General features: G+C 44.3%; 31 protein-coding genes. 1 reads left to right on the forward strand and 30 read right to left on the reverse strand.

Annotated elements, in window-relative coordinates:
- Positions 1-12: 12 nt before the first annotated feature.
- The 21 genes from J2S17_RS12670 to terL all read right to left on the reverse strand — a co-directional run bounded on the left by J2S17_RS12670 (position 13) and on the right by terL (position 18,207).
- Positions 13-546 carry a hypothetical protein gene (locus tag J2S17_RS12670; RefSeq protein ID WP_307475365.1) on the reverse strand — a complete coding sequence of 178 codons (534 nt, stop codon included), beginning with the start codon at positions 544-546 and terminating at the stop codon, positions 13-15.
- Positions 547-605: 59 nt separating this feature from the next.
- A complete protein-coding gene (locus tag J2S17_RS12675; RefSeq protein WP_307475367.1) occupies positions 606-860 on the reverse strand; it encodes a hypothetical protein in 255 nt (84 codons plus the stop codon).
- Entirely contained in the window at positions 857-2,773 is a 1,917-nt protein-coding gene (locus J2S17_RS12680) for a phage tail spike protein (RefSeq protein ID WP_307475593.1), read from the reverse strand. The genes J2S17_RS12675 and J2S17_RS12680 overlap by 4 nt, the downstream gene beginning before the upstream one ends.
- On the reverse strand, positions 2,767-4,593 hold the full coding sequence (locus tag J2S17_RS12685; RefSeq protein WP_307475368.1) for a right-handed parallel beta-helix repeat-containing protein: 1,827 nt from the start codon (positions 4,591-4,593) through the stop codon (positions 2,767-2,769). The genes J2S17_RS12680 and J2S17_RS12685 overlap by 7 nt, the downstream gene beginning before the upstream one ends.
- A 12-nt stretch (positions 4,594-4,605) precedes the next feature.
- On the reverse strand, positions 4,606-5,412 hold the full coding sequence (locus J2S17_RS12690; RefSeq protein ID WP_307475370.1) for a phage tail domain-containing protein: 807 nt from the start codon (positions 5,410-5,412) through the stop codon (positions 4,606-4,608).
- Entirely contained in the window at positions 5,412-8,510 is a 3,099-nt protein-coding gene (locus tag J2S17_RS12695; protein WP_307475372.1) for a phage tail tape measure protein, read from the reverse strand. The genes J2S17_RS12690 and J2S17_RS12695 overlap by 1 nt, the downstream gene beginning before the upstream one ends.
- A complete protein-coding gene (locus J2S17_RS12700; protein ID WP_307475374.1) occupies positions 8,511-8,735 on the reverse strand; it encodes a hypothetical protein in 225 nt (74 codons plus the stop codon).
- Positions 8,736-8,812: 77 nt separating this feature from the next.
- Entirely contained in the window at positions 8,813-9,187 is a 375-nt protein-coding gene (locus J2S17_RS12705) for a tail assembly chaperone (RefSeq protein ID WP_307475376.1), read from the reverse strand.
- Between the two features lie 70 nt (positions 9,188-9,257).
- On the reverse strand, positions 9,258-9,692 hold the full coding sequence (locus tag J2S17_RS12710) for a phage major tail protein, TP901-1 family (RefSeq protein WP_307475378.1): 435 nt from the start codon (positions 9,690-9,692) through the stop codon (positions 9,258-9,260).
- A gap of 13 nt (positions 9,693-9,705) precedes the next feature.
- The gene (locus J2S17_RS12715; RefSeq protein WP_307475379.1) at positions 9,706-10,083 is read right to left on the reverse strand and encodes a hypothetical protein; all 378 of its coding nucleotides are present in this window, start codon (positions 10,081-10,083) and stop codon (positions 9,706-9,708) included.
- A 40-nt stretch (positions 10,084-10,123) separates the two neighbouring features.
- A complete protein-coding gene (locus J2S17_RS12720) occupies positions 10,124-10,480 on the reverse strand; it encodes a hypothetical protein (RefSeq protein WP_307475381.1) in 357 nt (118 codons plus the stop codon).
- Complete coding sequence (locus J2S17_RS12725; RefSeq protein ID WP_307475383.1) at positions 10,477-10,875, reverse strand: hypothetical protein; 399 nt, start codon at positions 10,873-10,875, stop codon at positions 10,477-10,479. Before J2S17_RS12725 ends, J2S17_RS12720 begins: the two co-directional genes overlap by 4 nt.
- On the reverse strand, positions 10,872-11,015 hold the full coding sequence (locus J2S17_RS12730; protein WP_307475385.1) for a hypothetical protein: 144 nt from the start codon (positions 11,013-11,015) through the stop codon (positions 10,872-10,874). The genes J2S17_RS12725 and J2S17_RS12730 overlap by 4 nt, the downstream gene beginning before the upstream one ends.
- A 15-nt stretch (positions 11,016-11,030) precedes the next feature.
- Positions 11,031-11,849, reverse strand: a complete 819-nt coding sequence (locus J2S17_RS12735; protein ID WP_307475387.1) for a structural protein — start codon at positions 11,847-11,849, stop codon at positions 11,031-11,033.
- Entirely contained in the window at positions 11,846-12,193 is a 348-nt protein-coding gene (locus J2S17_RS12740) for a hypothetical protein (RefSeq protein ID WP_307475389.1), read from the reverse strand. Before J2S17_RS12740 ends, J2S17_RS12735 begins: the two co-directional genes overlap by 4 nt.
- A 15-nt stretch (positions 12,194-12,208) precedes the next feature.
- Entirely contained in the window at positions 12,209-12,406 is a 198-nt protein-coding gene (locus tag J2S17_RS12745) for a hypothetical protein (RefSeq protein ID WP_307475391.1), read from the reverse strand.
- Positions 12,406-12,810, reverse strand: coding sequence for a hypothetical protein (locus tag J2S17_RS12750; protein WP_307475595.1), 405 nt, complete (start codon positions 12,808-12,810; stop codon positions 12,406-12,408). Before J2S17_RS12750 ends, J2S17_RS12745 begins: the two co-directional genes overlap by 1 nt.
- An 88-nt stretch (positions 12,811-12,898) precedes the next feature.
- On the reverse strand, positions 12,899-14,020 hold the full coding sequence (locus tag J2S17_RS12755; protein ID WP_307475393.1) for an SU10 major capsid protein: 1,122 nt from the start codon (positions 14,018-14,020) through the stop codon (positions 12,899-12,901).
- Between the two features lie 61 nt (positions 14,021-14,081).
- Positions 14,082-14,804 carry a phage scaffolding protein gene (locus tag J2S17_RS12760; protein ID WP_307475395.1) on the reverse strand — a complete coding sequence of 241 codons (723 nt, stop codon included), beginning with the start codon at positions 14,802-14,804 and terminating at the stop codon, positions 14,082-14,084.
- Between the two features lie 97 nt (positions 14,805-14,901).
- Complete coding sequence (locus J2S17_RS12765) at positions 14,902-16,419, reverse strand: phage portal protein (protein WP_307475397.1); 1,518 nt, start codon at positions 16,417-16,419, stop codon at positions 14,902-14,904.
- A 12-nt stretch (positions 16,420-16,431) separates the two neighbouring features.
- The gene (gene terL / locus J2S17_RS12770) at positions 16,432-18,207 is read right to left on the reverse strand and encodes a phage terminase large subunit (RefSeq protein ID WP_307475399.1); all 1,776 of its coding nucleotides are present in this window, start codon (positions 18,205-18,207) and stop codon (positions 16,432-16,434) included.
- A gap of 77 nt (positions 18,208-18,284) precedes the next feature.
- Between terL and J2S17_RS12775 the strand changes: the two genes are divergently transcribed.
- Entirely contained in the window at positions 18,285-18,848 is a 564-nt protein-coding gene (locus J2S17_RS12775) for a tyrosine-type recombinase/integrase (protein ID WP_370875011.1), read from the forward strand.
- 549 nt (positions 18,849-19,397) lie between these two features.
- Here J2S17_RS12775 and J2S17_RS12780 read toward each other — a convergent pair.
- From J2S17_RS12780 to J2S17_RS12820, 9 genes are all read right to left on the reverse strand, one after another.
- Positions 19,398-19,787 carry a phBC6A51 family helix-turn-helix protein gene (locus J2S17_RS12780; protein ID WP_307475403.1) on the reverse strand — a complete coding sequence of 130 codons (390 nt, stop codon included), beginning with the start codon at positions 19,785-19,787 and terminating at the stop codon, positions 19,398-19,400.
- 199 nt (positions 19,788-19,986) lie between these two features.
- Entirely contained in the window at positions 19,987-20,148 is a 162-nt protein-coding gene (locus J2S17_RS12785; protein ID WP_307475405.1) for a hypothetical protein, read from the reverse strand.
- 293 nt (positions 20,149-20,441) lie between these two features.
- Positions 20,442-20,876, reverse strand: a complete 435-nt coding sequence (locus J2S17_RS12790) for a helix-turn-helix domain-containing protein (protein ID WP_307475408.1) — start codon at positions 20,874-20,876, stop codon at positions 20,442-20,444.
- A gap of 37 nt (positions 20,877-20,913) precedes the next feature.
- Entirely contained in the window at positions 20,914-21,111 is a 198-nt protein-coding gene (locus J2S17_RS12795; protein ID WP_307475410.1) for a DUF5659 domain-containing protein, read from the reverse strand.
- Positions 21,112-21,783 (reverse strand): HNH endonuclease, encoded by a 672-nt coding sequence (locus J2S17_RS12800; RefSeq protein ID WP_307475412.1) that lies wholly within the window; start codon positions 21,781-21,783, stop codon positions 21,112-21,114.
- Between the two features lie 287 nt (positions 21,784-22,070).
- Entirely contained in the window at positions 22,071-22,328 is a 258-nt protein-coding gene (locus J2S17_RS12805) for a hypothetical protein (RefSeq protein ID WP_307475414.1), read from the reverse strand.
- Positions 22,325-22,837, reverse strand: coding sequence for a hypothetical protein (locus tag J2S17_RS12810; RefSeq protein ID WP_307475416.1), 513 nt, complete (start codon positions 22,835-22,837; stop codon positions 22,325-22,327). Before J2S17_RS12810 ends, J2S17_RS12805 begins: the two co-directional genes overlap by 4 nt.
- Positions 22,838-23,196: 359 nt before the next feature.
- On the reverse strand, positions 23,197-23,319 hold the full coding sequence (locus J2S17_RS12815) for a hypothetical protein (protein ID WP_307475418.1): 123 nt from the start codon (positions 23,317-23,319) through the stop codon (positions 23,197-23,199).
- 71 nt (positions 23,320-23,390) lie between these two features.
- A complete protein-coding gene (locus J2S17_RS12820) occupies positions 23,391-23,582 on the reverse strand; it encodes a hypothetical protein (protein ID WP_307475420.1) in 192 nt (63 codons plus the stop codon).
- Between the last annotated feature and the right edge of the window lie 346 nt (positions 23,583-23,928).

The raw sequence follows: 23,928 nt of genomic DNA on the forward strand, positions 1-23,928 counted from the left end.
AAAAAAGACGCCTTATTTGGCGCCCCTTAATTGTGCAGCTTCGTTTATTAAATTTGACAAGTTCCCGGTATCTTTTGTTAGTAATGTATTTTCTATTTCCGCCATTTTAGCGAAGTAGTCCGTTTTGTCTGGATATTCACCTTTTAGCGTTCCGTTGTAGTACAGGACAACCGAATGCCACCATTCGCTAGGCTTTTCAGAATTGCCGTTAGCAAATTCAATCAATTCGTTTTCCAAAGCCTCAGCGTCGCTTAGTAAGAATACTACTTCGCCATTTTGCGCACGTTCTTGAATAGCGTCATCGCTGCCGAACACTTCGTATACTTCCCACGGATATTTACCGTCAGCGATCGGCTCAGTACGCTCAGTTGGACCTTCTTCTGCTGGTTCCACAGGTGCCTCGTCCTCGCTTGGTCCTTCTTCTTCAACTTTAGCCGCAGTTTCTACTTCCTTATCTGAATCGGTGTTTGTTTCGGATTTTTCTTCCGAACTACAACCGGTTAATATTAAGAACAACGCAATAAAACTAGCAAAATATAACTTCAAGGAAAATCCCCCTTTTTGATGAAAATAATACCTCATTAGTTATATTTACGCAACAACCTTTAAAAAGATTCAGTGCTTTCGTTAATTTTTTCGTTTTCTCCTTCGTTATTTTCCTCGACTGGTATTTCAGGCTTTAACGCCTCAGTTATTGGCGTAATTAGCTTAACTTCTATTCGCGAAAATATTAAATCACCCACTAAGACGGTATTAATGTCACGATCATTTAATTGCTGATTAATTTCCGAAGCGTTATATGTCTCTACCTCAACCTCGTAATTGCCACTGTTATAGGTATCTATTTTTAGTTTTATCATAGTGAGTAATCCCCTCTCGATTGAATGAAAAACTGTAAATTCAACTGCGCATTAATCCTTCCCAAATCATTTGGGGTTATCTCTACCGTATGCCACCCTCGCTGTATCTTGTTACCGCTATCCGTTGATAAATACGGCACTAAATCGATATTATCTCCGCTTGTGGATGTATGAGAGACGGCCTTACCGTCTACCTTTATCGTAACCGTCGAGGGTAATCTGTTAAGTTTATAAATACCGTGCGCTATTTCATGTATGTGATTTGGTATCGTAAAATCGTGCGTATGGTTTGGGATAGAAACGCTATGCGAGTGATTCGGTACATCGAAATTGTGCGTATGCGATGGTATGATAACTGTGTGCTGGTGATTTGGGATAGTCGACGAATGATTATGGTTCATTTGGTCCGTAACGTTAATCGCGTGAATGTGGTCAGCATATGCCGGATTAAGTCCGACAGGGTTGGATGTATATGCAAAAAATGTCGGATTAGAAATCGAGCTGGTTATGGTAGTCCCTCCACCGGACGAACTCGTTGCAGTACTTCCACCACCGCTTGCGGTAGATTTCGCCACACCCCCACCGCTTGAGCTTGTCGCAGTTGTAGCGCCCCCGCCAGACGTGGTTGTAGATGTTGCGCCTCCGCCTTGCGTTGCCTGCCCATAAGTTCTAAATTCCGAAGTTTCAAACCATAGCGTTAAACCGTTAACTCTCACTGTCTCTTCCGGTAAGTTAAAACGAATAATTGCCGGATTACTAAAATCCGCATTATCGTCATATGAATAAGCTAGTAAATTCGTCGCACCTTGCGCATAGACTTCGTTAATCTCCTGGCGTCTTTCTAGGTCTGCTTGTGTTGTGCCAAGGTTCTCCGTTTTATTCGCGATTTCTAGCTGAATGTCTCCCGGGCTTCCTACCATGTCCGGCTTGGATTCCGCTACTATACGGGCTTCAAACGCGCCAAGGTCAGGATCGACTAAGCGAACAATACGGCCTAAGCGCAACTTATCCACATCCATACCTGTTAATACCGATAAGTCTACGGCACTAATGCGATAGGACACTTTCGGCACGCTGCGTTCATCGAGCAAAGCCTGAGCGCTCGCCTTAAGCGATTCAACGTTTTCAAATCGGCGGTCAACCCAAACGTAGGGAATCAACCCGTATTTTGCGATAGATGCTTCGTTCTCTAAATATGGTCGCCCGTTATTGATTTCGCGAATAGTAAGCTGATTAACGCCCTCGCCGTAGCCTTTCGGATATATTCTATTAATAACGCCAGTCGGGTCGATTTCCCGCTCAATCTCACGCTGGTTTTTGCCGAAGCGAACTTCGCAACTAACGTCCATTGCCGGGCGAACTAAGTTAAGCGTCCATGGGTATGACATCGTATCCCACGTCCACTCGTATTGTTCGTCGAAAGGCTGCGCGATAGAAAACAATGGTCCGAGCAAGCCGTTTTCATCCTCCCATTTGTAATGAAAATAACGCGTAAAGTCGCATCGACCTAATCGCCAATGCTTCGTCGTTTGTCGCGCTAGTATATATTCGATATTTTGTATCGTCGTCCAGTTTATCGTCTGATGATACTCGAAGAGAACGTCGTCCATAAGTGTCGCGATAACGTGGTCGCATTCGTATTTAACGGAGTATGTCGATTCCGATTTCGTAGTCTGCGCAGGCGCAATACGAAATAGTCCGACATATTCGCCGGTCGCATCGTCAGTTATTTCGACATAGTTGAACGGCTGGCATTCGGCATTCTTCCTATCATCTAACGGTAAAATAAAAGAAGCGCCCCAAATTTCGTTGAGACGCTTCGAGTATGAAACTCCGTATGCATTTTCGAGTATTGCGATAGGCTGGCGTGACCTGTTTAGGATTCTAATCGTAGCGTCCGACCTCCTTATGATGAGACGTTAGTCCCTAGCGTTATTGAAGACATACTGTCAATTTGAATCGGCATGCCTGCACACATATTACCGATCACTATTCCATTTGTGACAGTTGAGCTGAAATATATCGCGTATTGCGCAGGAGACCCGGTTATATTTCGGCAATTATTCCCGTTGACGATAATTCTTGCGACATTTGTAAGAACGCGAATATGCTGGTACCCGCTTCCAACGCCGACAATGATATTATCATTAACGTTAACGGTGTCGCTGTCAGTAGAAACGATGATGCCGTGCGAGCCAACTCTCGAAATATCATTACCTATAATGCTCGACGTGTTGATGGTTGTACTAGTTATTCCGTTTCCGCCGGCTTCGGTTATATGATTTCCACAGGCGTTAAAGTGGTTACCTTGGGACATAGATATACCTGTGCCAGATGTTTTAAAAATGTTATTATTGGCAATATTAATAAATTTGCAATAAGTCGAATAGATACCGATGCCGCTGTAATCTCTTATACTATTACCGCTTAAGATTACATTCTCTACAATACCAGTTGCCTCACCGCTTACACTTATCGCTGAGCCATATCCTCCACCTTGGTTAATAATATTATTGTTAATTTGAATATCCGTGATGTTTTGACTAGCGTTCGTTTGGATTCCTTGTTCGTTTTTAGTGTCCTCTACATTACTCGTCAGTGGTGGGTTGACAGATATTCCTCCGCCACATTTATAAATTTGATTATCTTGAATAGATGCGTATTTCCAATGGTATCCTCTGATTCCCCACTCCAAGCAATCCGTTATGATATTTCCTTGTACGATAATATTTTCAAACCACCGGTTTATTGTAGCGTTGTGACTCCCGATACCTCGCCCCCATCCGCCAAGCTCATCTGATGTCTCGATAACGTTATTGATAATAAAAACGTTTTTACATGCGGTATGGTCGTAAGCACCGAACCAAGGTAGTGCGTCCAAACTTTTCGCAATATCCAACTGAATAGCCTCGGAATATTTTCTTGTTGTTCCAGGATCATATCCGGAGAATCGGGAATCCTTGATCAACACATTCTTACTTGAATTTACCTCGATCCCATGTCCTAGGCTGACGTTTTTAATTACGACATCTTTTATAATGACGTTCTCTGCGTGAGCTATCGCCATGCAGGTACCTTGCTGTACTAAGTGACCGTTATTCTCAAAAATACCGCCTTCGATGATGATATTTCCGTTTCCGTTGTATCCGTAATACTGATCGCCAGTTGCTCCATTTTGAATAATATTTCCTTGGTGCCTTCGGTCAATTATAGTATCAGGCGTCAATCTTAAATGAGTGTTTCCTCGAAGGATTAATTCTTTAGTTGTTTTAAAAACGCCTTGTGGTATATCGACAGTAATGAAATCTTTTTCTAACGCCAAATCCAATGCGGACTGTATTGCGGCAGTATCATCGTCAACCCCATTTCCAGTCGCACCAAGCTCCGTTACCGAAACTTTACCAACCGTTCTATTGTTTAGTTTAACAATTATGTCGTCAATACTCGTCTGTGCTTGAGCGTCTTTTGCGTCCAATCTTTCTTTTAGCGTCGAAAACTCATTGTTCTCTCCGTCGACCCTCGCCTGCGCAGCCTCTACGGATGAATCCCCTTCGATTGTGACTTTATTAAACTGCGCTTGCACACTCGTCGCCGTCTCTAAAGCGAGATTCGCGTGTTCACTAGAAACAGTCAACCCTTGCAGTGCTATGTTCGCATTGGTTATTCCTTGATTTATTTTCGGATAAGCTTGACGCAAGGTATCCGTCCCTAAAATCTTTGGCGCATCCGCCATAATCATCCCTCCTTACAGGTACTTATAGACCAATCTTTCGCCAATCCTAACGTCCAATCTATAGCCGTTTACACTGACGGTATTTTCTCCTGGCGATAATTCGAGAAAAGAACCAGTCATCCTCGTCATATCTGTATTTCCGTTAAATTTAATTACGAAAGTGTCTCCGTCGATTTCTACGACCTCATTGCTTAAGTTTTTTACCGAAAGGGTTCGCCCGTTAATTGAAACTGAGATCAATTCGCCACGACCTTCAAGTCTAAAAGAAAACGGAATACTGACGGTACCATTATTTATAACTTTAAATGAAGTCGGCCCAGTCACTCTCCGCGACCCTAAGCCGGTCTCCCAAATAACGTCACTAAGTATGGGCACATTACTATCCATAATGATATCGTTGCTCGGCACGATAAACTTCGCCAACGGATCGTGCGCCACTAACGGCAATGTAAAAAAGCCGAGGTTAGCCAGTCGTTCTACCGGCACGCCTCCGCTCACTTTCACGTCATAATATTTGTCCGGCTCGTCACCAAAGCGCAACTTGACCGTTTTCGGACGTCCGTAGTCATCGACGAACAGCCGCACGAATTGCCGTATCTGCGCCTTTTGATCTGTATAAGATTTCCGCGGCAATACGCAATTTAATGCGAACTGTCTCACGTCCATATATGCGCCAAAGTCATATGCGCCATGTCGTCCAGGCACCGTCACCGTATTCGTACGAAACTCGGGCAGCATCGGCTCGGAAGAATCGAGCTTAACTGTTACGCCTAGCGATTGTAGTTCGGTGTTATCTATCCATACGCTTGCTTCGCTCATCAGCGCTGCCCCTTTCGTCTTTTAGTGCTCGAATTATCTCGTGCTAAGTTTCGACCAACTGACGGCGCGACAAGAGTTCCTACCCTTTCGCTATCCATTACGACTTGCATTCCGCTCATCATTTGCAACGCTTGATTCATCATGTCGACCGCCCCTTCTATGCCGGAATTACTTACGTCTAGGCTTCCTTCGAATGAAGACATGACGCCCATTCCTCCGATGCTTGGCGTGCCATATGACGTGGATAGAGAAGGTACAGCAGCGTTAGCCATATCGTTACTGGCGCGTTCAACTCCGCTAATCATCGAGTCTAAACCAATAATGAAGCCCTCGCCCGTATGAACGCCGAATTGCTTAAACAACCGTGAAGGAGACTTAATCCTAAGGAATGACTTCGTTGCTTCTGCGGCAGCATTCGCTATTTCAGTCGCCTTCTCTTTAACGGATTTTAACATCGAACCCATTCCGCTAATTAAGCCTCTAATCATATCCGCTCCAATTTGCTTTAAGTCGACTTCTTTAATTCCTTTGATGATGCGCTTAACCAGTTCACGTCCTGCTGCGAGTAGAGCTACGCCAGCAACCGCAAGTGCTGCGCCCGCAACGTCGATTATTATTTTTCCGAGCTTGTCGATGAACTCCGGCTTCTTCTCTTTGTTACCTTCCGCAACCTTATCAACCATTTTCTTACCCATGTCCTTGATTTCAGACTTATTAGGTACACCAGCGAACCACGTTTTGATAGCCGTCCACCATTCGCTTAACTTTGCGGTGATTCGCGCAGGTATTTCGCTAAACCAGGCAGCCATCTTAGTCCACCACTCGCCTAATTGCGTATAAATTTCTTTGGGACGTGTCTTAAACCATTCAGATATCGTCTTACCCCATTCGGAAAGTTTAGTACTGATCGTCTCTTTCGTTTTGTCGTACCAATCGGTAATGCTCGTTTTCCACGCCTCGAACGCAGCTTTCATTCGACCAGGTATCTCCTTAAACCAAGTCGTAATAGCTTCTCCCCATGCGCTTAACTTTTCACGCATCATATCAGGAATCGACGCAAACCACTCTTTGATTGCGTCTCGCCATACGTTCCATTGGCGGATATTTTCTTCATGCTGTCGCTCTGTCCAATCTTCAATCGCCTTTCCCCATTCAGACAACGTTGACGTGATTTTTGCGGGTAGGGATTTAAACCATGCGATGATAGCTGTCTCCCAAACGGTTAACTGTGCAGTCATCGCATCTCTCTTCTCGACGAACCACCCTGAAATCACCGCCCACCACGAGTTTAATTGCGACTTAACCTTTGAAGGTAAAGACTTAAACCACCCGACAATAGCCTCTTTCCATCCGTTGAGTTTCTCCGGTATCTTCGTTTTTAGGTTTCCGATAACTTCTACCATCTTATTGAACTCGTCGCCCCAAACCTTAGTAATTTCGCTACCAAATTTACTTGCAACTTTCTTAAGCGACTCCCAGGCTTCAACGAATATTTTAATGAAAAGCTCTTTTGCTTGCGCCCAATCACCGTTAAGGAAAGCACGCATGAAATCTCCTACGTTGGACCATACCTTTTTAAACTCTTGAACGAAGGTCTTTAAAACTTCAACCAGCGCAAGAAATCCTTCTTTCATCTTGGCGACGGAATAATCCACTGATTTTCGGAACCATTCAACATTCTTATTCATCCATGTGAACGAAGAAACTAACCCGACAATTGCAGCAATAACCAACGTAATTGGCAACGCGATAGCACTTATAGCCCCTATCACGGCTGGCGCCGCAGCACTTATAGCAGCAAATCCCGCTGTTATAAAAGGGATCATTCCTACTAAAATAAGTAAGGGTCCTATAACCAACGCTAAAGCTGTCGCAATCATAGGAACTAACACAATTGCCGTTTTAATTGCGGGATGTAATTTCGAAAACTTCTCCGCCATCTTAATAACGCCGTCAATGACTGGATCGAGTGCGGTCATTAACGTGACAAGTACCGCTTTAAACTCATCGCCGACAATCCGCACAATATGCTTTAGCTTGTTTTGCAGTATTTGTAATTTCGATTCGAACGTCTCATATCGCTCATTTGCCTCGTTGGTTAGTGCGCTGTTTTCTTTCCATGCTTGCGTCGATATATCTATTGCGTCAGCAAGTACACCTGTTGCGCCGGATAAACGAAGCAACGTGTCGGACTCACGTATTCCCTTGATTCCCAAATCATCAAGCATCGTCGTTAAGTTTTTGCCTTCTTTCGATGATTTGCCAAGTCCTTCAATAAATAAATTCAACGCGCCTATGGCATCTTCTTTCCACGCTTTTTCAAATTCCGTTGAACTCATACCGGAAATTTCCGCAAAGCCTTTTAGACTCTTACCGCCTCCGTCAACCGCTTTACTGATTTTCTTCATTACGGTAGACATTGCAGTGCCCCCAGCCTCTGCTTCGATACCAACGCTGGACATTGCTGTTGCTAATGCCGTTATCTGCGCTTCCGTCAATCCGATTTGTTTACCTTGACCGGCTAAACGCAAGGACATATTTACGATTTCTGTTTCAGTCGTCGCGAAGTTATTACCGAGAGCAACGATTGATGATCCGAGATTTTCGAATTTTTCCTGTGGCATCTGCGTAATGTTTGCCAATCGCGCCAAGGCTGTCGCCGCTTCATCGGATGACATGTTCGTCGCAACGCCCATATTAACCATCGTTTTCGTAAAGCTTAGTATCGCTTCATTCTTAATACCTAACTGACCGGCTGCTTCCGCAACTGTAGCGATCTCTTCGGCAGATGCCGGCATTTCTTTTGCCATTTCGAGAATACCTTTACGGAATCCTTCGAGCTCCTTATCCGTTGCGTCCACTGTTTTCTTTACGCCAGCGAAAGCAGACTCAAAATCTGACGAAACTTTAACCGCGTAACCTATACCGGCAGCCGCAGCGACTCCCATCGCAGACACTGCAACGCCGACCGCTCCGACAGCCTGGAACGCATCCCTATTCCGCTGTGCAAACTCATCTACTCGTCGAGAAGCAGTAGCTAATCCGGCTGTTAAACGTGTGATATCTGCGCCAATCCTAACGACTAGCGAACTTATCATCTAGGTTCCTCCTTTCTTCGAAAATTTCCATTGCGATAGCCATTCCTCGGCATGCTTGGCTTGTTCAGCTTTCTGCTTAATCCACTCTTCCGTAACGCCTTCTTCCGGACGCTTGAACAGGTCGGTTGCTTTCGGCTGTTTTGACCGATGCGCTTTCTCCTGCATAATTGCGATATGAGAGTCGCGCTCATATTCGTCATAACGACGTTCTTGTTGCGCTTCCATAAGCAGCACGTATTCCCTCGGCGTAAAAGCCAGCACTTCGGCAGGCTTAAGACCGAGAAAACGCCAACCGTCCTTTATTATTCTGTCGTAGTCAAAATCTCGTTCAGTTGTTCGAACACTTCCGGATTCTTGGCTTTCATGTTCTTCACTACCTTCGCGAAGAAAAAACTTTCCAGCACAACCTCGTTAATCGTTTTGTGAATGTATTCTAAATCGATTTTCCCGTCGTTAAATGCCTTTTCAATTGCCTGCTCAACGGTTTCTTTCGATAGGCTTTCACCGGTATGAAAAAGTCCTGCATGAATAACATCTGCGAATACTTCCAATGATCCCGACATTGCTACGCCGACAAATCCGAGCGAACCGCCTTCGTATAGACCTTCCAAGTGTTTAACTGATTTAAAACCTAATTTCAATTCATATTCCTTTTGCCCAACTTCGAACATTGCCATTTATAAAACCCCTTTTCGGTATAATTTTCGTAAGTAAAAAGGCGAGCATGAAGCCCGCCAGGAAAGTCGATTATTCCGCACCTTCAGGTACTAGCGTCAACGTTTCAAGCGTTCTTTTACCGTTTAATGAAGCACTCAGCGAATAAGTAACATATTCTGAATTTCCGAAGCTATATTCGAAAGATGAGATCATGTAGTCGCCCACTTTCGCCTCAAGCGTACGGGTATTTATTTCGTGAATTTTTACTAATCGTTTTTCATCCATCGCAGAATCAAAATGTTCCAGTGATGGGTCACCTTCCGTCATAATTCCTTCGATAGAAATTTCATGCGTTATATTTCCATAATCACTTCCGCTTTTGTCCTTCGTATTTAAATCGATAGTGTCTGCTGATTTATTAGATGACCCTGCCGTTTGGTTTAACGGACGTACCAATGTCGCGCCATCAACCCCATCAATTTCAACCGCAAATAATATTTCTTCTCCGCGATATTCGATCGCCATTTATTCGTCCCCCTTAATTTGTCGCGCTTACTTCAACGTCGAAATACACGCGATGATATTTCGATTTATCGCTAGAGTCATCCGGTGTAATCGGAGTCTCACCTGTAACGAGCGCATAAAAATAACCGAGCTTTTCGCCCGGCGTTGTTGCGCTGATTAATTCGATCTTCTCTCGTAATGCCTTTTTAACTTCGTCTTGCAATAACGACCGCTCTCGTATAGTCGCTGCGTATAATCCGATTTGATATCGATAAGTCGTTTCAACGCGCCGCTGCTTCGAAATTAGCGCGTTATTATTCTGCATTTGTTCAACAATCAATAACGGTCTAACGGTCGGCAACGTTACGCCGTCATATAGCCATACCGTTTTTATTCCGGTCGATGCTTCCAAATGCGTACGTAAAGAATGCGTTAAATTAAATTGCATAATATCACCGCCCCATGTTCCGTAATACTTCGGCGATTTTACTACGATAAGGGTCGCGATTATCCCAAACGGCTTTTCTAACAAATCCCTTTTTCGTAGCATGTTCGTATTCTTGGCGCAAAGCATAAGGTAAGTCTGACCCGACTGTCCAAACGGTCTCTACCTCTTTTTGCGGACTAGATGATAGCGAGCCTTTAAGCGCTCCGGAGTCAACCGGCGCATTGTTAGCTGAATCATTCGCAATTTTACGCGCATACGTTTCGGTTACACGTCCGATTTCCTCAGTAATTCCCGCGTCATTTAACATGCGCAAGGTATCTCCAAGGCCAGACACACTAACGTTAAACACCCGTCTACTCACGATATCAACCTCCCGACAAATTCGGCACGATTGCGCTCGCCAATGCCTTTTTTATCTTTCGCCATGACTTCGTATTCTTGCCCGTCATACTTAATGCGGACCAGCGAATTGAATACATCGGCGATTTCGTCAATATCAACCGATGCCCAAATGTCGCCTTTTTCGACGAGTATTCCTGCGTCAAGCAACCGTTCAAATGACGATTGTGCCATCGAAGATACTTCGGTGACTACGGCTTTAGTCGGCAGTAGATGCTCTCCGCCGCCAATTGGCTCGTTGGTAATCGGGTCGCGTTCACCTTCCGGTTCATACGTCAATACGACGTCAATTACACGTCCAGCAACTATTTCTTTCCGCGTCTGTTTCATAAATGCGATGTCTTCCGGCGTTATCATGAAAACTTACCACGTTTCCACCGTATACCTTCATTCTCAAATGACAGGTAGATTTCGTTATCGTTTAAATACGAAACTAACCGATAATCCTTAGTTCTTCGTATTTCGCCTAGAATTACTTCGACTATTTCTGCGCTCATCGCAATCACTCCTTTCTACAAATAACGCTCATCAAGTACATAAGTTATATAGCTCGAACATCCCGGATGTGGCGAATAGATTTCGCTATCCATCGGATCGTAGATGCCTGCGCCTTGCCCGTATCTATCTTCGCGCGCTAACTGATAGCATCGATGAGTCGAGTGCCCTTTGTGGCGATGTCCGTTATCCGTAATCTTGACCCACTGGACTACGTCGCTTCGTTTGGCGCTATGTGCCGACCCGACTCGATAAGCCGTATTGCCTTCGGTCACTACCAATCTTCGAATCTTCCACGTCTCGTTTTCGTGTACTCGTCGGATGTTAGCAATCATTGTGCTGACGGACTCTCCGCGGATAATATCAGCGCGCAATACTTTCGATAGTTCATCGCGCATATCTCCGCTTAGCCGCCAAACACGATCGCTCAAGACTAAGCCATCTTCACCGTAGCGTCTCATGACATAGTCGAATACGTTTCGATTGATCCTTTCGAGTGTAGCTCCTGCAATTGCACCGGCACCGACCGCCGTTTTGACTGCTCCGTTTATGCCCGCCGTTGCAAAGCCGGCTGATTCCAATACGATGCCTTCGATGGAAGACGTACCGTACTTGCGCATTAGATCCTCGATATCGTTCAGCTCGCGTAGTAGTCTCGACAAGCGTTGACGTTTAATTGTGCCATCTGCTGTGGCAAAGTCCGCAAGCAAGTCGCTAATGTCGCCCCGTATTCTTCCGATTTCCTTTATGGCGAATGTGACTTGCTTATCGTTTAATTTGCCGTAATCTAGCGATAGCTTTCTAAGTAGTTCGTCGAGTTCCGCTTGTTTGCTCATCGGCAGTCTGCCCTTCCTACATGCGATTGACTAGCACCGTTTCCCCGCTTATACTTTCGATAGTTTTTTCGGGATTCTTTTGCTAGTTGCATATAATTAGCGTAGATGCTCGACTTATCGACCATTTCTTCGCCGTCGGTATACTTAAAGTAGTGCGCTGTATTTGCTGTAATCGTTTCATATCCGACGGAAAGTGCGAGATAAAATACCGCATTCTCATTTTCCTCTTCCGTAAATCCCGATTCAATAACAGCTTCGGCGACCCAATCGACAATATCAGCCGGAGTGACGCCTGGAACATTATTTAACCGCGTTTGCAATCGTTCTGATACCGATACCGTCATTTGGCGTCACCTCCGTTATTTCTGTTTTGGCTTTGCTTTCGGTTTTTCCGGTGCTGGTTTTTCTTCTGACTGAACAAACGGCTTTGCTTTTTCTAGCGCCTCGATTACCTTTTCATCATTCGTAACAAGCACGCCCTCTCCGTTAAATAATGCATACACTCCATCGCGATTGTATTCATAGTTAGGAATAGCTTTAAATTTCGCTGTTTTCATTAGGCACTGCCTCCTTCTAAGACCGCGATTTTAGCCGCTAACGATTCCAGGACAGCTTGCACATTTGCGCCGGTTACACCGCTAATTGCTGTAGTAGATACTTGGCCTGCGTTGTGTGCGTGATTTCCGGCTGCTGCAGTACTTGCCGTTGAACCAATCGCTAAGCTAGACGTTCCTGCGCCGATTGCTGTTCTTGCGGCTGCCGCGTCTTGTGCAGAAAGCACGCCTCGACCTACTGTGGACGCGTCACTAATTTGAGACGCCGTATGGGTATGCGTACTTGGTGGAAACGTGCTCGGTTTACCGGTAACATCGCCCCAAGCTACAGCAGTGCTTCCGTCGCCAGTATTCTCTTGTAAGTCTTTTATGATATCGCCCAACTTAACGTCATTAGCGACGGGCATAGACAAATTTAGTCGTTCTTTTTCCGTTTCATTAATCGGCATATTTTCGGTTCCTCCTTAAGAAGGGCGCCCGAATGGACGCCGTTAATTATGCAATAGTTTTAGAGATATTAGATAATACTGCAACGGATTCTTTAGCGTTCTTGATTTCGAAGCCAAGCTCACCGCGGATAACACGAGCAAAGTAGTCAGCGCCCGGGTTTGTTGCATCCTGGTCGTAGAAAGATTGAAGGTAACGGGCTTTGATGTTGTTTACATCTAGTAATAGCGCGCGATCCTTCGGCATATTTTGGTCAACTACAACGCTGGAAACTGTACCGCCAGGAAGATCACTCATGAATGACATGATTTGATGTCCTACAGTACCTTCTCCGCGAGTTGTACGGATTGTGTCGCTAGCAAGCTTCGTAATCTGACGAGCTACGTTTGGAGCACACACGATTGTGTCAACGCGACCGCCGCGTTTGAATGTTTCTTCGATAGCATCATTCAGTTTTTTCGCGCCAATTTCTTCGCCACCCATATCGAACTTCGCAGAACTCTGTTCTTGTGCGAATGCAAATAATCCGCCAGTTGTACGTGGGTTACTTTCGCCAGCACCTGGGTACTTACGTCCATAGATTAAAGTGGTGTTAACTTCGCGAATCATTTCTTGTAGACGAAGGTTAACTTGGTAATCCAATTCGTTAGACACACCGTAAGTGTTTACTTGTTGTTGAGAACGTGATACTTTCGCAAAGCGAGAGAAGATTTGCGAATAGTTATGAGATACAATTCGATCATTAATCTCGTTATGACGGAAGGCTTCTTCACCTTCTGGACGCGGGCGTGAAATAACTTTCAATTCAGCATCCGCAGTGATTGCTTCCGGCTCAGTAGCGTCATAACCACGTTGAACAGTAATTGAATCACCGTTTACCGCAGTAACCTTTAATACTTCAAGACCATTTTGTACAAGAGCATTAACAGTAAACTTACGCCCTTCTCCATCTTTCAAAACGATAGCCGTTGCGTCAGCCGCTGCTGCCGATTTTACATCGCCTGTATCGCTATTTAGGTAATCGTTCTGCCATTCGAACTTAGTTTGCGTTAACGCTTCTCCTGTGCCGATTAATCCGAAAAGAACCGGAGCCTTAGTTAAAATTAAATCTACATTCGCTTGCATTTGGCGAACTTGTTGTTGGAAATCATAAGTAGTTGCTACGTTCATTTTTCATATCCCCTTTTTGTTTGGTTTTGTAATAAAAAAAAGCCGCCGGCTGGCGACTGGATTACTTCCTTTGTCTTAATGCAATAAGCTCGTTATAGATACGTGTAACTGTTCCCATGAATCGGCTATCCTTAAGCGCTTTTTCTTGAGCATCCGCAAGTTCTTTTTCTTTTGCGGAAATCTCATTTACACTAGGATTCTTCGCCGGATTTGAACCGCCCACTGCATCTGCGCCAAGTGACTGCTTAAACATCCAAGGCTTCGCTTCTTTTAGCGTATTAACAGCTTCATCGACGCCTTTTACGTTGCCTTCGTCGTCTATTTCAATGGACGACTTATCAAGTAATGTAAGCACGTCATTCAAATCATTCGCATTCAGCGATCGTGCTATCGATTTGATTTCCGTATTAACGATCCGTTGATTAGCAGATTCTTGAGCTTTCTTTGCTTGCTCCGCAGCTTCTTCGGCTTTCTTGGACGCTTCTTCTTTCTCTGCCTTCAAACGTTCTGCTTCGGACATTGCCGCCTTTTTACGTTCCTCTTCCGCCTGCTCGTATTCCTCAAGCTTTTTTAACTTGTCGGCCGTCTCTAATTGCTTCTTCTTTTCACGGGCGACTCTATCAGCGAGAATTTTATCGAGTTCGGCTTGCGTAAAAGTTTTCTCGGACTGTTCCTCGGTTTTCTTTTCCGGCTCCGCAGCCGTTGATTGTCCGTCTCCACCTTCGCCACCTAAATCTGCGGAAAACAACTGTAAATTTATCGGTAAAAATAATCGTTTAAACATTGTATACCTCCAACCGGTTTAGAGCCGTCGCTCATAAAGTTGCGAATATGAACAACCGTTTAGTTTATAGCGTCTTAACGTTCGGACAGTGCGTTCATTATTCGCTTGGTTCTTGATACGGGTCTTGTGATTGGCGTTTTAAATTACGCTCTTGCAAGATTTCCATAAACTTCTGCTCCGGATTGTCTTTCCCACTCCGTGCGATTGCGCCCTTTATCGATTCCATTTCCGATGCAATTTCTTCGGATAATTGTTCAACTAACGCTTTTTGGTCTTGCGGCGTAGGTAGTCCGAATACAATCCTGCTGCTGTAGTAGCCGTCAACTTTGGACAGCCACTCCTTATCGTATTTAAAACGAGGATCATCTTGGCGCGCTTTCATATAGCGCAAAATGTACTCATTAAGCGTTTGTAGTCGCGACTGCCAAATAATCCAATTTCGCTGCGTCTTCGATATGATTGCGCTGAACATCATTTGTACCGCCATGTCGTTAATACCGCCAGTGTTCATGTCCGCAGTGTTTACGAGTGGTACCTCGACTTTTTCGTGAAGTCGTTTTTGCAGCCTGTCAAGATATGCTTCGATTGTTTCTTTAAACTTAAATCCGCTTTCTAACTTCGCTGCCTTCGGTTCCCCTAGTTCCTTGTCGCCGTCACCCAAATCCCAAAGACCGCCCGGCGCAACTTGATAAGGATTTTTAGGGTCTGCGTCAACGTTTGATAGCAGCGTAATAGCAAACATTTCGAACCTTAGTGCGTCGGAGTAGTCGGACATCTTTCGGTCAATCTCATCCGCAATCTCAATCGTCTTTTCTAATTCGCTATAGCCTTCTGTTTGTCCGCTCAATTTCTCTGTCGGTACATGGACAACGGGTATGAAATCCAGCCCCATTGACTGCCGCACTACACGTTCCGTCTGTTTAGTTACGAATCCGTCGTATACTGCTTCTTCAATTTCGCAATCATATACGCCAGTATCTTCGCGCCATACGAGATAATAAGAAAGCTTCCAAAGCTTCGTCTGCTCTTCGTCTAGCCACGCCGTAAAATGAACTTCATCTAACTGGTCGACATCCCATTCGTTGTATACTGCGATAACCTCCGTTGAAGGGTGCCAAAGTATTTTTATTTCACCGCGTCGATTGTCGTAATGTAAACGGGCATATACGCCGCTCCTTGTAATCGCACGGTCTTTAGCAGCCGCCAATAATTTCTCATGCATCCGATTGTCTTCCCAAACCCACGTTAGCAAACGTTCTTTTGCTTTAGCTCGACTGTTTTCCGCTTCCTGTTCGCTGCTCGGCGAATAGTTAGGCTTGAGCATTAAAGCCGGATCATCGAGTACATCAGGAGGCACCGTCACTTTCGGCTCTTTTTCGAATTGCCATGCCGCAATTGTATCGACCATTTTTCGCGGGTAATTAATAGTTAATAGAGTCGGGTCATAATCGATTTTGTCCGGCTTAATGTAATCAGACCATACGTTTAAATCGCCTTCATAGCGTCTGTACAGCCTCATTTCATCAAGAATACGATGCCACTCCGATTGTCCTAATGCCTCACGCATCGGTATGATAAACTCAATCGGATTCATTAAGTTTCGGTCAACTTGCATTCGACCACCTCCTTAGTATCTGTAATTTCCGGCGTTGCCGCCTTTTCTTCGCGTCGACTTAACGACTGTCGATACCGCCATTTGCAGCGAGTCAGGACCGTCATCATTTGCGCCTTGACCGTATCGTTCGAACTGCTCAAGCAATAGCGTATGCTTTTTATTAAAGCGAATCGTGCCGTTTTCAATGTCCGGTTTCATTGCTTCAATCCGCAGCTCCTTTTTCGTCCGGTTCTTTATTTTCTTTAATCGAGTGGTTGCCGGATAACCTTCCGCATCTAACCTTTTCGTTAGCTGATCCGCGATGAACTCCTGCGCAACGTTCGCATCAGCAGCGATAACATCCGGTTGCCAAAGTTTAACCTTATCGACAATTACTTCGAAATAATCATCTATTGGTAAACGTTGCACAAATGAATCTATAACGTAGATGGTGCCGTTCTCTTTATGTCTTGCAACAACGTGTAGTGCCGAATAATCTCCGCGCTCTCTTCCGAAAGCAAAGTCGAGTCCCATCGATATGAGAAATTCGTCCGATAGGAAGTTATATAGCTTTCCACCTTCGTTCCAATAAGTAAAAGTATCCGGATTAAAAATCATCGATTCTTCATCGATTGGATTATTCATGTACTCCGTATTGAATGCTTTGCTGCCATTGTCCCATTTCCACGTCATCAACTTCCATAACGGCTGTACTTCCGGCCATAGCACGCGACTACCAGCCAGCATTTCCGCCTCGTTATCCGCATAAAACGCCAACGCATCAGCAAGCCGATTCGGATTTTCTCGGTCAATATAAATAAGCCGGCACTGTTCCCAAAGGTCAGCCCGACTCGGTTGATCGATTATTGCGCGATATACTTTCGATTGAAAGTCCGAGCGATTGTATAAAACTTGCATTAAAAGTGCGTCAAAATGGACGGTAGTCCCCATGTAGACGAAGGCTGTCCGCTTGCCTTTCGGATCACCTAACGGAATGACGGTCTGCGAAAACCAATCGCGCAATGACTGTCGTTGTTCGGGCGTAGATGCGTTCCCTCCTGGTCGTGCGTCCTCTAAGTCATCAAGGACGATTAAATCCGGACGTGAGCCATTCCAGTTACGTCCACGCAGCGCTTGACCAGTCGAAGCCGCTTCAACTAACGCCACTTGCTTGCGGTAATCACCGTCAGTATAATGCCATGCGATAAATCCTTCGCCGTTATCCTGGATGTTCGACTGATCCTTCGGCGATAGCAAGGGACCGAAATCCTCGCGTAGCTTTCGATTAAACTTAAGCTGATTACGAATCCATTCCATGTTTGCCTTCGATACTTTCGGCGTTTCTGAAATGATTATTACGTATTTACGCAAGCGATAAACAAGCTCATGGACCGGAAAGGCTTTCGATAAGTAAGTCGACTTTGCGTGCGAACGAGGTGCTGCCGCAGCAATCTTCGCGTTGACATGATCAGTTGAAACTACGTTGATGATGCTCGCTATCTCTTGGTGAAAGTCGGGCGCTTCGTCAACGCGAGTTATATCGAAGCCTTCCCAATTGCCGTCGTTATCAGGATTACGCGCATCGCTGAAATATTCGATTGAAAACTCGAGTAAGTTTCCTTCGCAACGGTTAATACGGTTAAGCCGTTCTAGTTCGCTCGATTTATCGAAATAAGTAATCGCTATGTCTTCCGGCATATCAAGAACATCCGGATGATCAGCGTCAAGCTCCGCCAGGAATGATTCGTAAGTATCTATTAATTCCGCACGCTCTTTCCGTGCAATCCATCGATTATTAACCCACGCCAAATTGTCGCCCTCCTTTCGTTTATTTACGTTGACTTTCGTTTTCACAGCGTTTATAATGAATGTAACAAAACAATGAGGTGATTACATTGAGTAACGCGGTGGATGCGATTAAAACAAAACGCGATATTGAGCGCATGAAAAAAGCCCTTCACGGGCGAGATCGTTTGTTGTTCGTTATAGGTGTATCTTTCGGTTTGCGTATAAGCGACTTGCTTACGTTGAAGATTGGCGACTTACGTAATAAAACGCATTTGACCGTCGTTGAGAAAAAGACGACTGGTACACGTAAGCAACGAAAGCCCCGCCGCATTAAACTGAGCCAAACGGTGGTTGCCGAGGTTAAAGCGCTTGGCGGTCATAACGACGATTACTTGTTTCAATCGCGCAAAGGCGTCAATCAGCCAATCAGCCGCGTCCAAGCTTACCGCATACTCAACGATGCTGCCGAACGTGCTGGCATTGACGTGAATATTGGAACGCACAGCTTACGGAAGGCGTTCGGCTGGCAATTGTATAACAAAGGCATCGACGTGACACGTATTATGGAAATCTTCGGCCATTCAACGCCGGCAATGACGCTTAAGTATATCGGAATCACATCGCAAGAAATTGACGATGCATACGAAGCTATCGAGGTTTAAGACCCTCGGCGGCTTTTTATTTTGCGTAAACACAATAAAGCCGGCAACAGGGCGGTTGTCAGTTTCGTTCTGATTACGCTTTATTACGATAAAGCCAAAGTGAAAATTTGATTCGCGTATTTAAAAACCACTAGGGCAGATGTTTTTAGTCTGACCCACCCCCGGCCCTATTTTCCTCGGGTTTATTCTGAATATAATATACATACTTTCGAATATTAAATGTATCGTTTATTACTTTTGTTACGTTAGGCATTCGCAACAAACAGCGTCGCATCAACATTCGTAGCATACTCAGGCATATCATTCGCATACATACGTTTATGCATCGATAAGAATCGCGATATAGCAACGTTTGGCAATCATCCATATCCGCAACCCCTTGCATAGAATCCTGCATAAAGTTAGCGATTAATATCTGCGGAATCAAAGCGAAGAGAGGGTCACGCGCCAGCAGTGCGAGGCTAGTAAATCAACGCCCTAAGTCCGAATTAGTCCGTAACTATTTACGCAATCTATCCGCATTCTTTCTTATTTATATAACCTACGATTTTACTTATCGGACTGCCTTCGCTGCCTCATCGCTTCAATTTGCGCTTTCATAGAATCAATATCCGTTTGACTTCCGTTTTTATTATCGACCTCTACTTTCTCCGTCAACATTCCGTGCATTTGCAATATCGTTCTAAATGCCGCTGCGTTTCCGGTTTCAATAATATTATCGAGCATAGAATCGAACATTTCCGGCAGACGATCCGTTGTCTTGCGCACAACTTCCTTCTTAAGCGCGTCGTTAAATTCGTCTTGCTTCTTCCATTCGAACAGCGTCGACTTTGCGATTCCGACTTCCTTTGCGATTTGCTCGTATGTTAAGCCTCCGCGTTTAGGCACGCTCAAATACTCGATAGCAGCGATTTGCTTCTCGCTCAATTGTTTCGCCATTTCTCATCCTCCCTTCGTTTATTCAACGCAAATAAAGACGCCCTATTGGACGCCCTCCTGTTCCGCTATCCATTCAGTCCGAGTTCTTTAGCTTCCAACATCAGCGCAACCCATTCCGCCTCCACTAGCGTCCTCCTCTCGTTTACAATAAATTACCTACAACGATATATCAACGAAAATAAAGACGAATACGATACGCTTAAGCCTTGATATAAGCTCCATAACGCTCTAAGAACTCAATAACGATTGACCTCTCGTCGGCATTGCGGCTAAACAAGCAATCCTTAGCAAGTGCTTCGGGCAATCCGTACTCCTTCAATGTTTCTACGTACGCCTTCTCTTCCGGTAAGTAATCTAACAAATAGGTTCCTCCTTCCTTAATTCCCGTTAATGGGAGTCGGGCGATAGCTGGTACGGAAATCGTACCGATGGTTATCGCTTTGTTATTCTCTATCGCTAACGCTCTTTCTTTTGCGTCAAATACTTATATTAATAAATCGTGGCGACATATATGAGCGTAAGCGAATATGTGGCGCAATGTTTATAAGGCTTTATTATTAATGCTTTATAAGTAAAGATATATAGAGTACACTTATCGTACTAGGGTGGTACGGAAATCGTACTAGGGTAGTACAGAAATCGTACCACCTACCGCTATAATAGCTCCGCCAACTCTTCCGACTCGTCCACAACGGCTTCTTTACGCTGATACCTCTTCGCCAGCTCAACGCCAAACTTACGATAAAACGCGTCCTCATCATCGATCGGCGGCTTGAATACGTAGCAATTGTTGTCCCAGCCGTTATCATTCGCATGTGTCACGCGCTTTATCAACTCAAGGTGTTCCAGCGCCTTCAATGCGTTGCTGACCGTCCCTTTAGAGCCGATTCCTGTCTCGCGCATGATAGAAGACCAGCTCGGCCAAGCGTAGCCATAGTCGGCATTGTGACGCTGTAATAAATAACGATATACTCGCTCGGCTGTCGGATTGAACTTCGGATGCCTTACATATAGAGTGCATACGGCTGTTGGAATCGCCGCAAATCCTTTTGTCGTATCGAATGGCAATGCTCGCTTCTGTTCGCTCATTTACTATCGCTCTCCTTCGTTCACTAATTGACGCATCTTAGCGCTCTAATAATTCCGCTTTTGCCAACGCTTTACGCGCGTCGTATTCGTCTAAATATCGTTTTAATTCGTCTGTACGTTCGAAAACCCACATCCGATTGCCCGTGCGTTTGTGTAGCGCTGTATATTTATAGCGAAGACCATTCGCCTTGAGGAAGTGCATTAATGTCGTTGAATAGCAGAAAAACTCGATCATTTATCTAACCTCCGTTAAATTATCGTTAGGATTCGCATGACAGTCGTATACATATTCGCGATATTCAGCGAAGGTCATTCCGTTAAGCCCCGCAATGTATTCAACAGCTTTATTGAATAACTCCGGTTTAACTTCGAATCGGTCACCATTGTCCTCGTACCATTCAAATAAATTTCTTGCGTTTTTAGATGAGTTAATGCGCTGCCATATAGGAAGCATATTTGCTTTAGTAGTTCCTCCGTGTCCAACCGCTAATGGGATTATATGGTCGAAATGTAGTGGAACGTCCTTACCAGTAAACGCACATTTACCTTCGAATTTTTGAAGAACTTCCTCTCTGTCATCACCTGTAAAATCATTAACCAAGGCTAATAGACGACTTCTCCTTCTTCTTGAGCATTCGTAGTCTTTTCGAACTAAATAGTCAGGGTTATTGATAAATGATTGTTGGTGGTATAGCTTAATAAGTAGTTCATAATTATCTAAGAGACATAGTTTATTAGCGTTCAACGTTAGTATAGTATTACCCATCCCAACGGTTTTCTCTAGATACCTTTTCGCCAATAACTCGGATAAAATACTGTCTGACGCACTCTTTACTTTTATAGAAAATGAAGGTACAGTAAAATTAGCCAATGCAACTCTTAATAAATCTATAGACTCGGGCGTCAAGTCATCTATCGAACTTAGTAAACTGTCTACGAATATAGGAGACTCTCGCTTTCGTAAAGCTTCTATAAATCCTTCATATCGCGTAATTTTACTTTGACAACGAGGACATTCAAATGTTCCCTCTCGGCTATTAAACGTCTCTCCCTCGTGAGAATTAAACATCATCCATAATATAGGGTATGTTGCGTAGATATCATCGCAAATATTACAATATTCAATCTCTCCATTGATCGCCATAACTAAAACCACTCCCTCTTTAACTAACTAGGACTACCATTTCGGGTGTATTAAACCTTTTCGTAAGTCTGCTCGAATATGTCCGGCTTGCACGGATAAAACTCGCCAGCAACGCCGCGAATAATATAGTCGCCAACTTGCGCTGACATAAGGCCTTCTAGCGTGTCTATCACTAGTTCAGTCGTATCGCTATTGCTATAACGAACGACTAGCACATTGTCAGCAAAATCGGATATTTGCGTTATAGAATCCGCATCATCAGTAAATTGAATCGCCTCTACTTCAACGGGCTTTTTACGATATCTCATTTTACACCACCGTCCTTAAACCACGCGCGAGGCTGTGTCCGATTACTAGTCGTTGTCACGCTTCCGCTACCAGTTCCGTATTTCCTTACGTGTTCGGGGATGTCTCCCGCCGTATTCGGATGAGTCATTATAGGGGCAAACACATAATCACTGCCGTCAATAACGTCGTCAACGTTTTCGTACGGAAATACATGACCGCCTTTGTGACGTCCTTGCATAATCGCTTGGACAACTTTCTCGGCATCCTCGGAACTGATCGGCAAATAGTTCGCCATTACTTCCGCAACTTTCGGTTGCTGCGCCGCTTCTAACTCACGCAACGCCTTCGTTGCTTCACGCGCCTCACGCTGAACGGCTTTAAGTCCCGTTAATGCTTCGGATACGTCCAAAGATAATTTATACGTCAACTCTCCGATATCTTTCGTCTTCTCTGCGACAACTTCGATACCATCTGTGCGAGATTTACCCCAATTTTCTGCCGTCACAACTTCGCGCTTTTCTTCCGCCATGTTCATCGACTCCTTTAAAGTAAAATTGCCGCCCCGAAGGACGGCTATGTAGACCGACGTTGGTCCGCGTGCATTGCGAAGAGGCGTCCGGTCATATACAATTTATGGCGGCTAACCAAACCGCTATTGATTCGCCCCAATTGCTCGGCAAGTCCGCCGGCTCATTTCCACGTCAAACGTGCGAATCTTCCCGTCAATAAAATAAAAAGCCCGCCATAGCTGACGAGCGTGTAACCGTTTTTCTTTCTACATATATAAGGCAGACATTTTGACGAAAAGTAAGCCGTTGCAACGAAAAAAGCCCGCTGATGCGAGCCTATACTTGATTACAATATTTAACTCGACCAACAAATTATTAATTACATTTCTCTTTTTACTTCGATTTCCATACAGTTAGTACACCAAATATTACCCATATAGTCATACTTGTAGCTATTCTTTTTTCCTAAATCTAGTTCTTTTTCACAATGACTACACTCCATATCTAGAACCTCCCTAATCTAAACATTGCTTAAAATGTTTATCAGCATGACTGTCAATCTGTTGTATAGCGTTAAAAATCTTTCATATGCGTAAAACCACGTTTAGTTAGTTCTTCGTATACAGCATGAAGTAAATTTGTTTCATTGTCTAACTCTGCGCGTTGGAACCAAATTTTCAATTCTTTATCTGAAAGACTTGTTACCTTGTCCTCCATTATTTTTACTCGTTCTCTTTGTCTTTTCTCTAAATATTTTTTAAGCATGTAATAATCCCCCTTAATTTACACATCTCATGCATAAAATCCTGACAATCATATATATTTCAGATTGAACTACATTTAAGGATTCCGCTATTCAGTCTCTTTTTGAAATGGACAAAAGCACTCATCTCTATTCAATATAATGCTTAGTGAGTTAATTAGCCATGATTTATTTTCCATTCTTACGCATTATCAACAGTGTCGCTGCGATAACAATAACGGTAACGGTAACGGTAACGGTAACATTTCGTTCACCTCCTTTCTATACTTTAATTATACGATATCGTATAAAGAATGTCAACACTTATTGACGAAAAATATTCGTTATCGTATAATTATTTTAGGAGGT

Origin of the sequence: Cytobacillus purgationiresistens, assembly GCF_030813235.1 — a bacterium.
Classification (GTDB): Bacteria; Bacillota; Bacilli; order Bacillales; family Cytobacillaceae; genus Cytobacillus; species Cytobacillus purgationiresistens.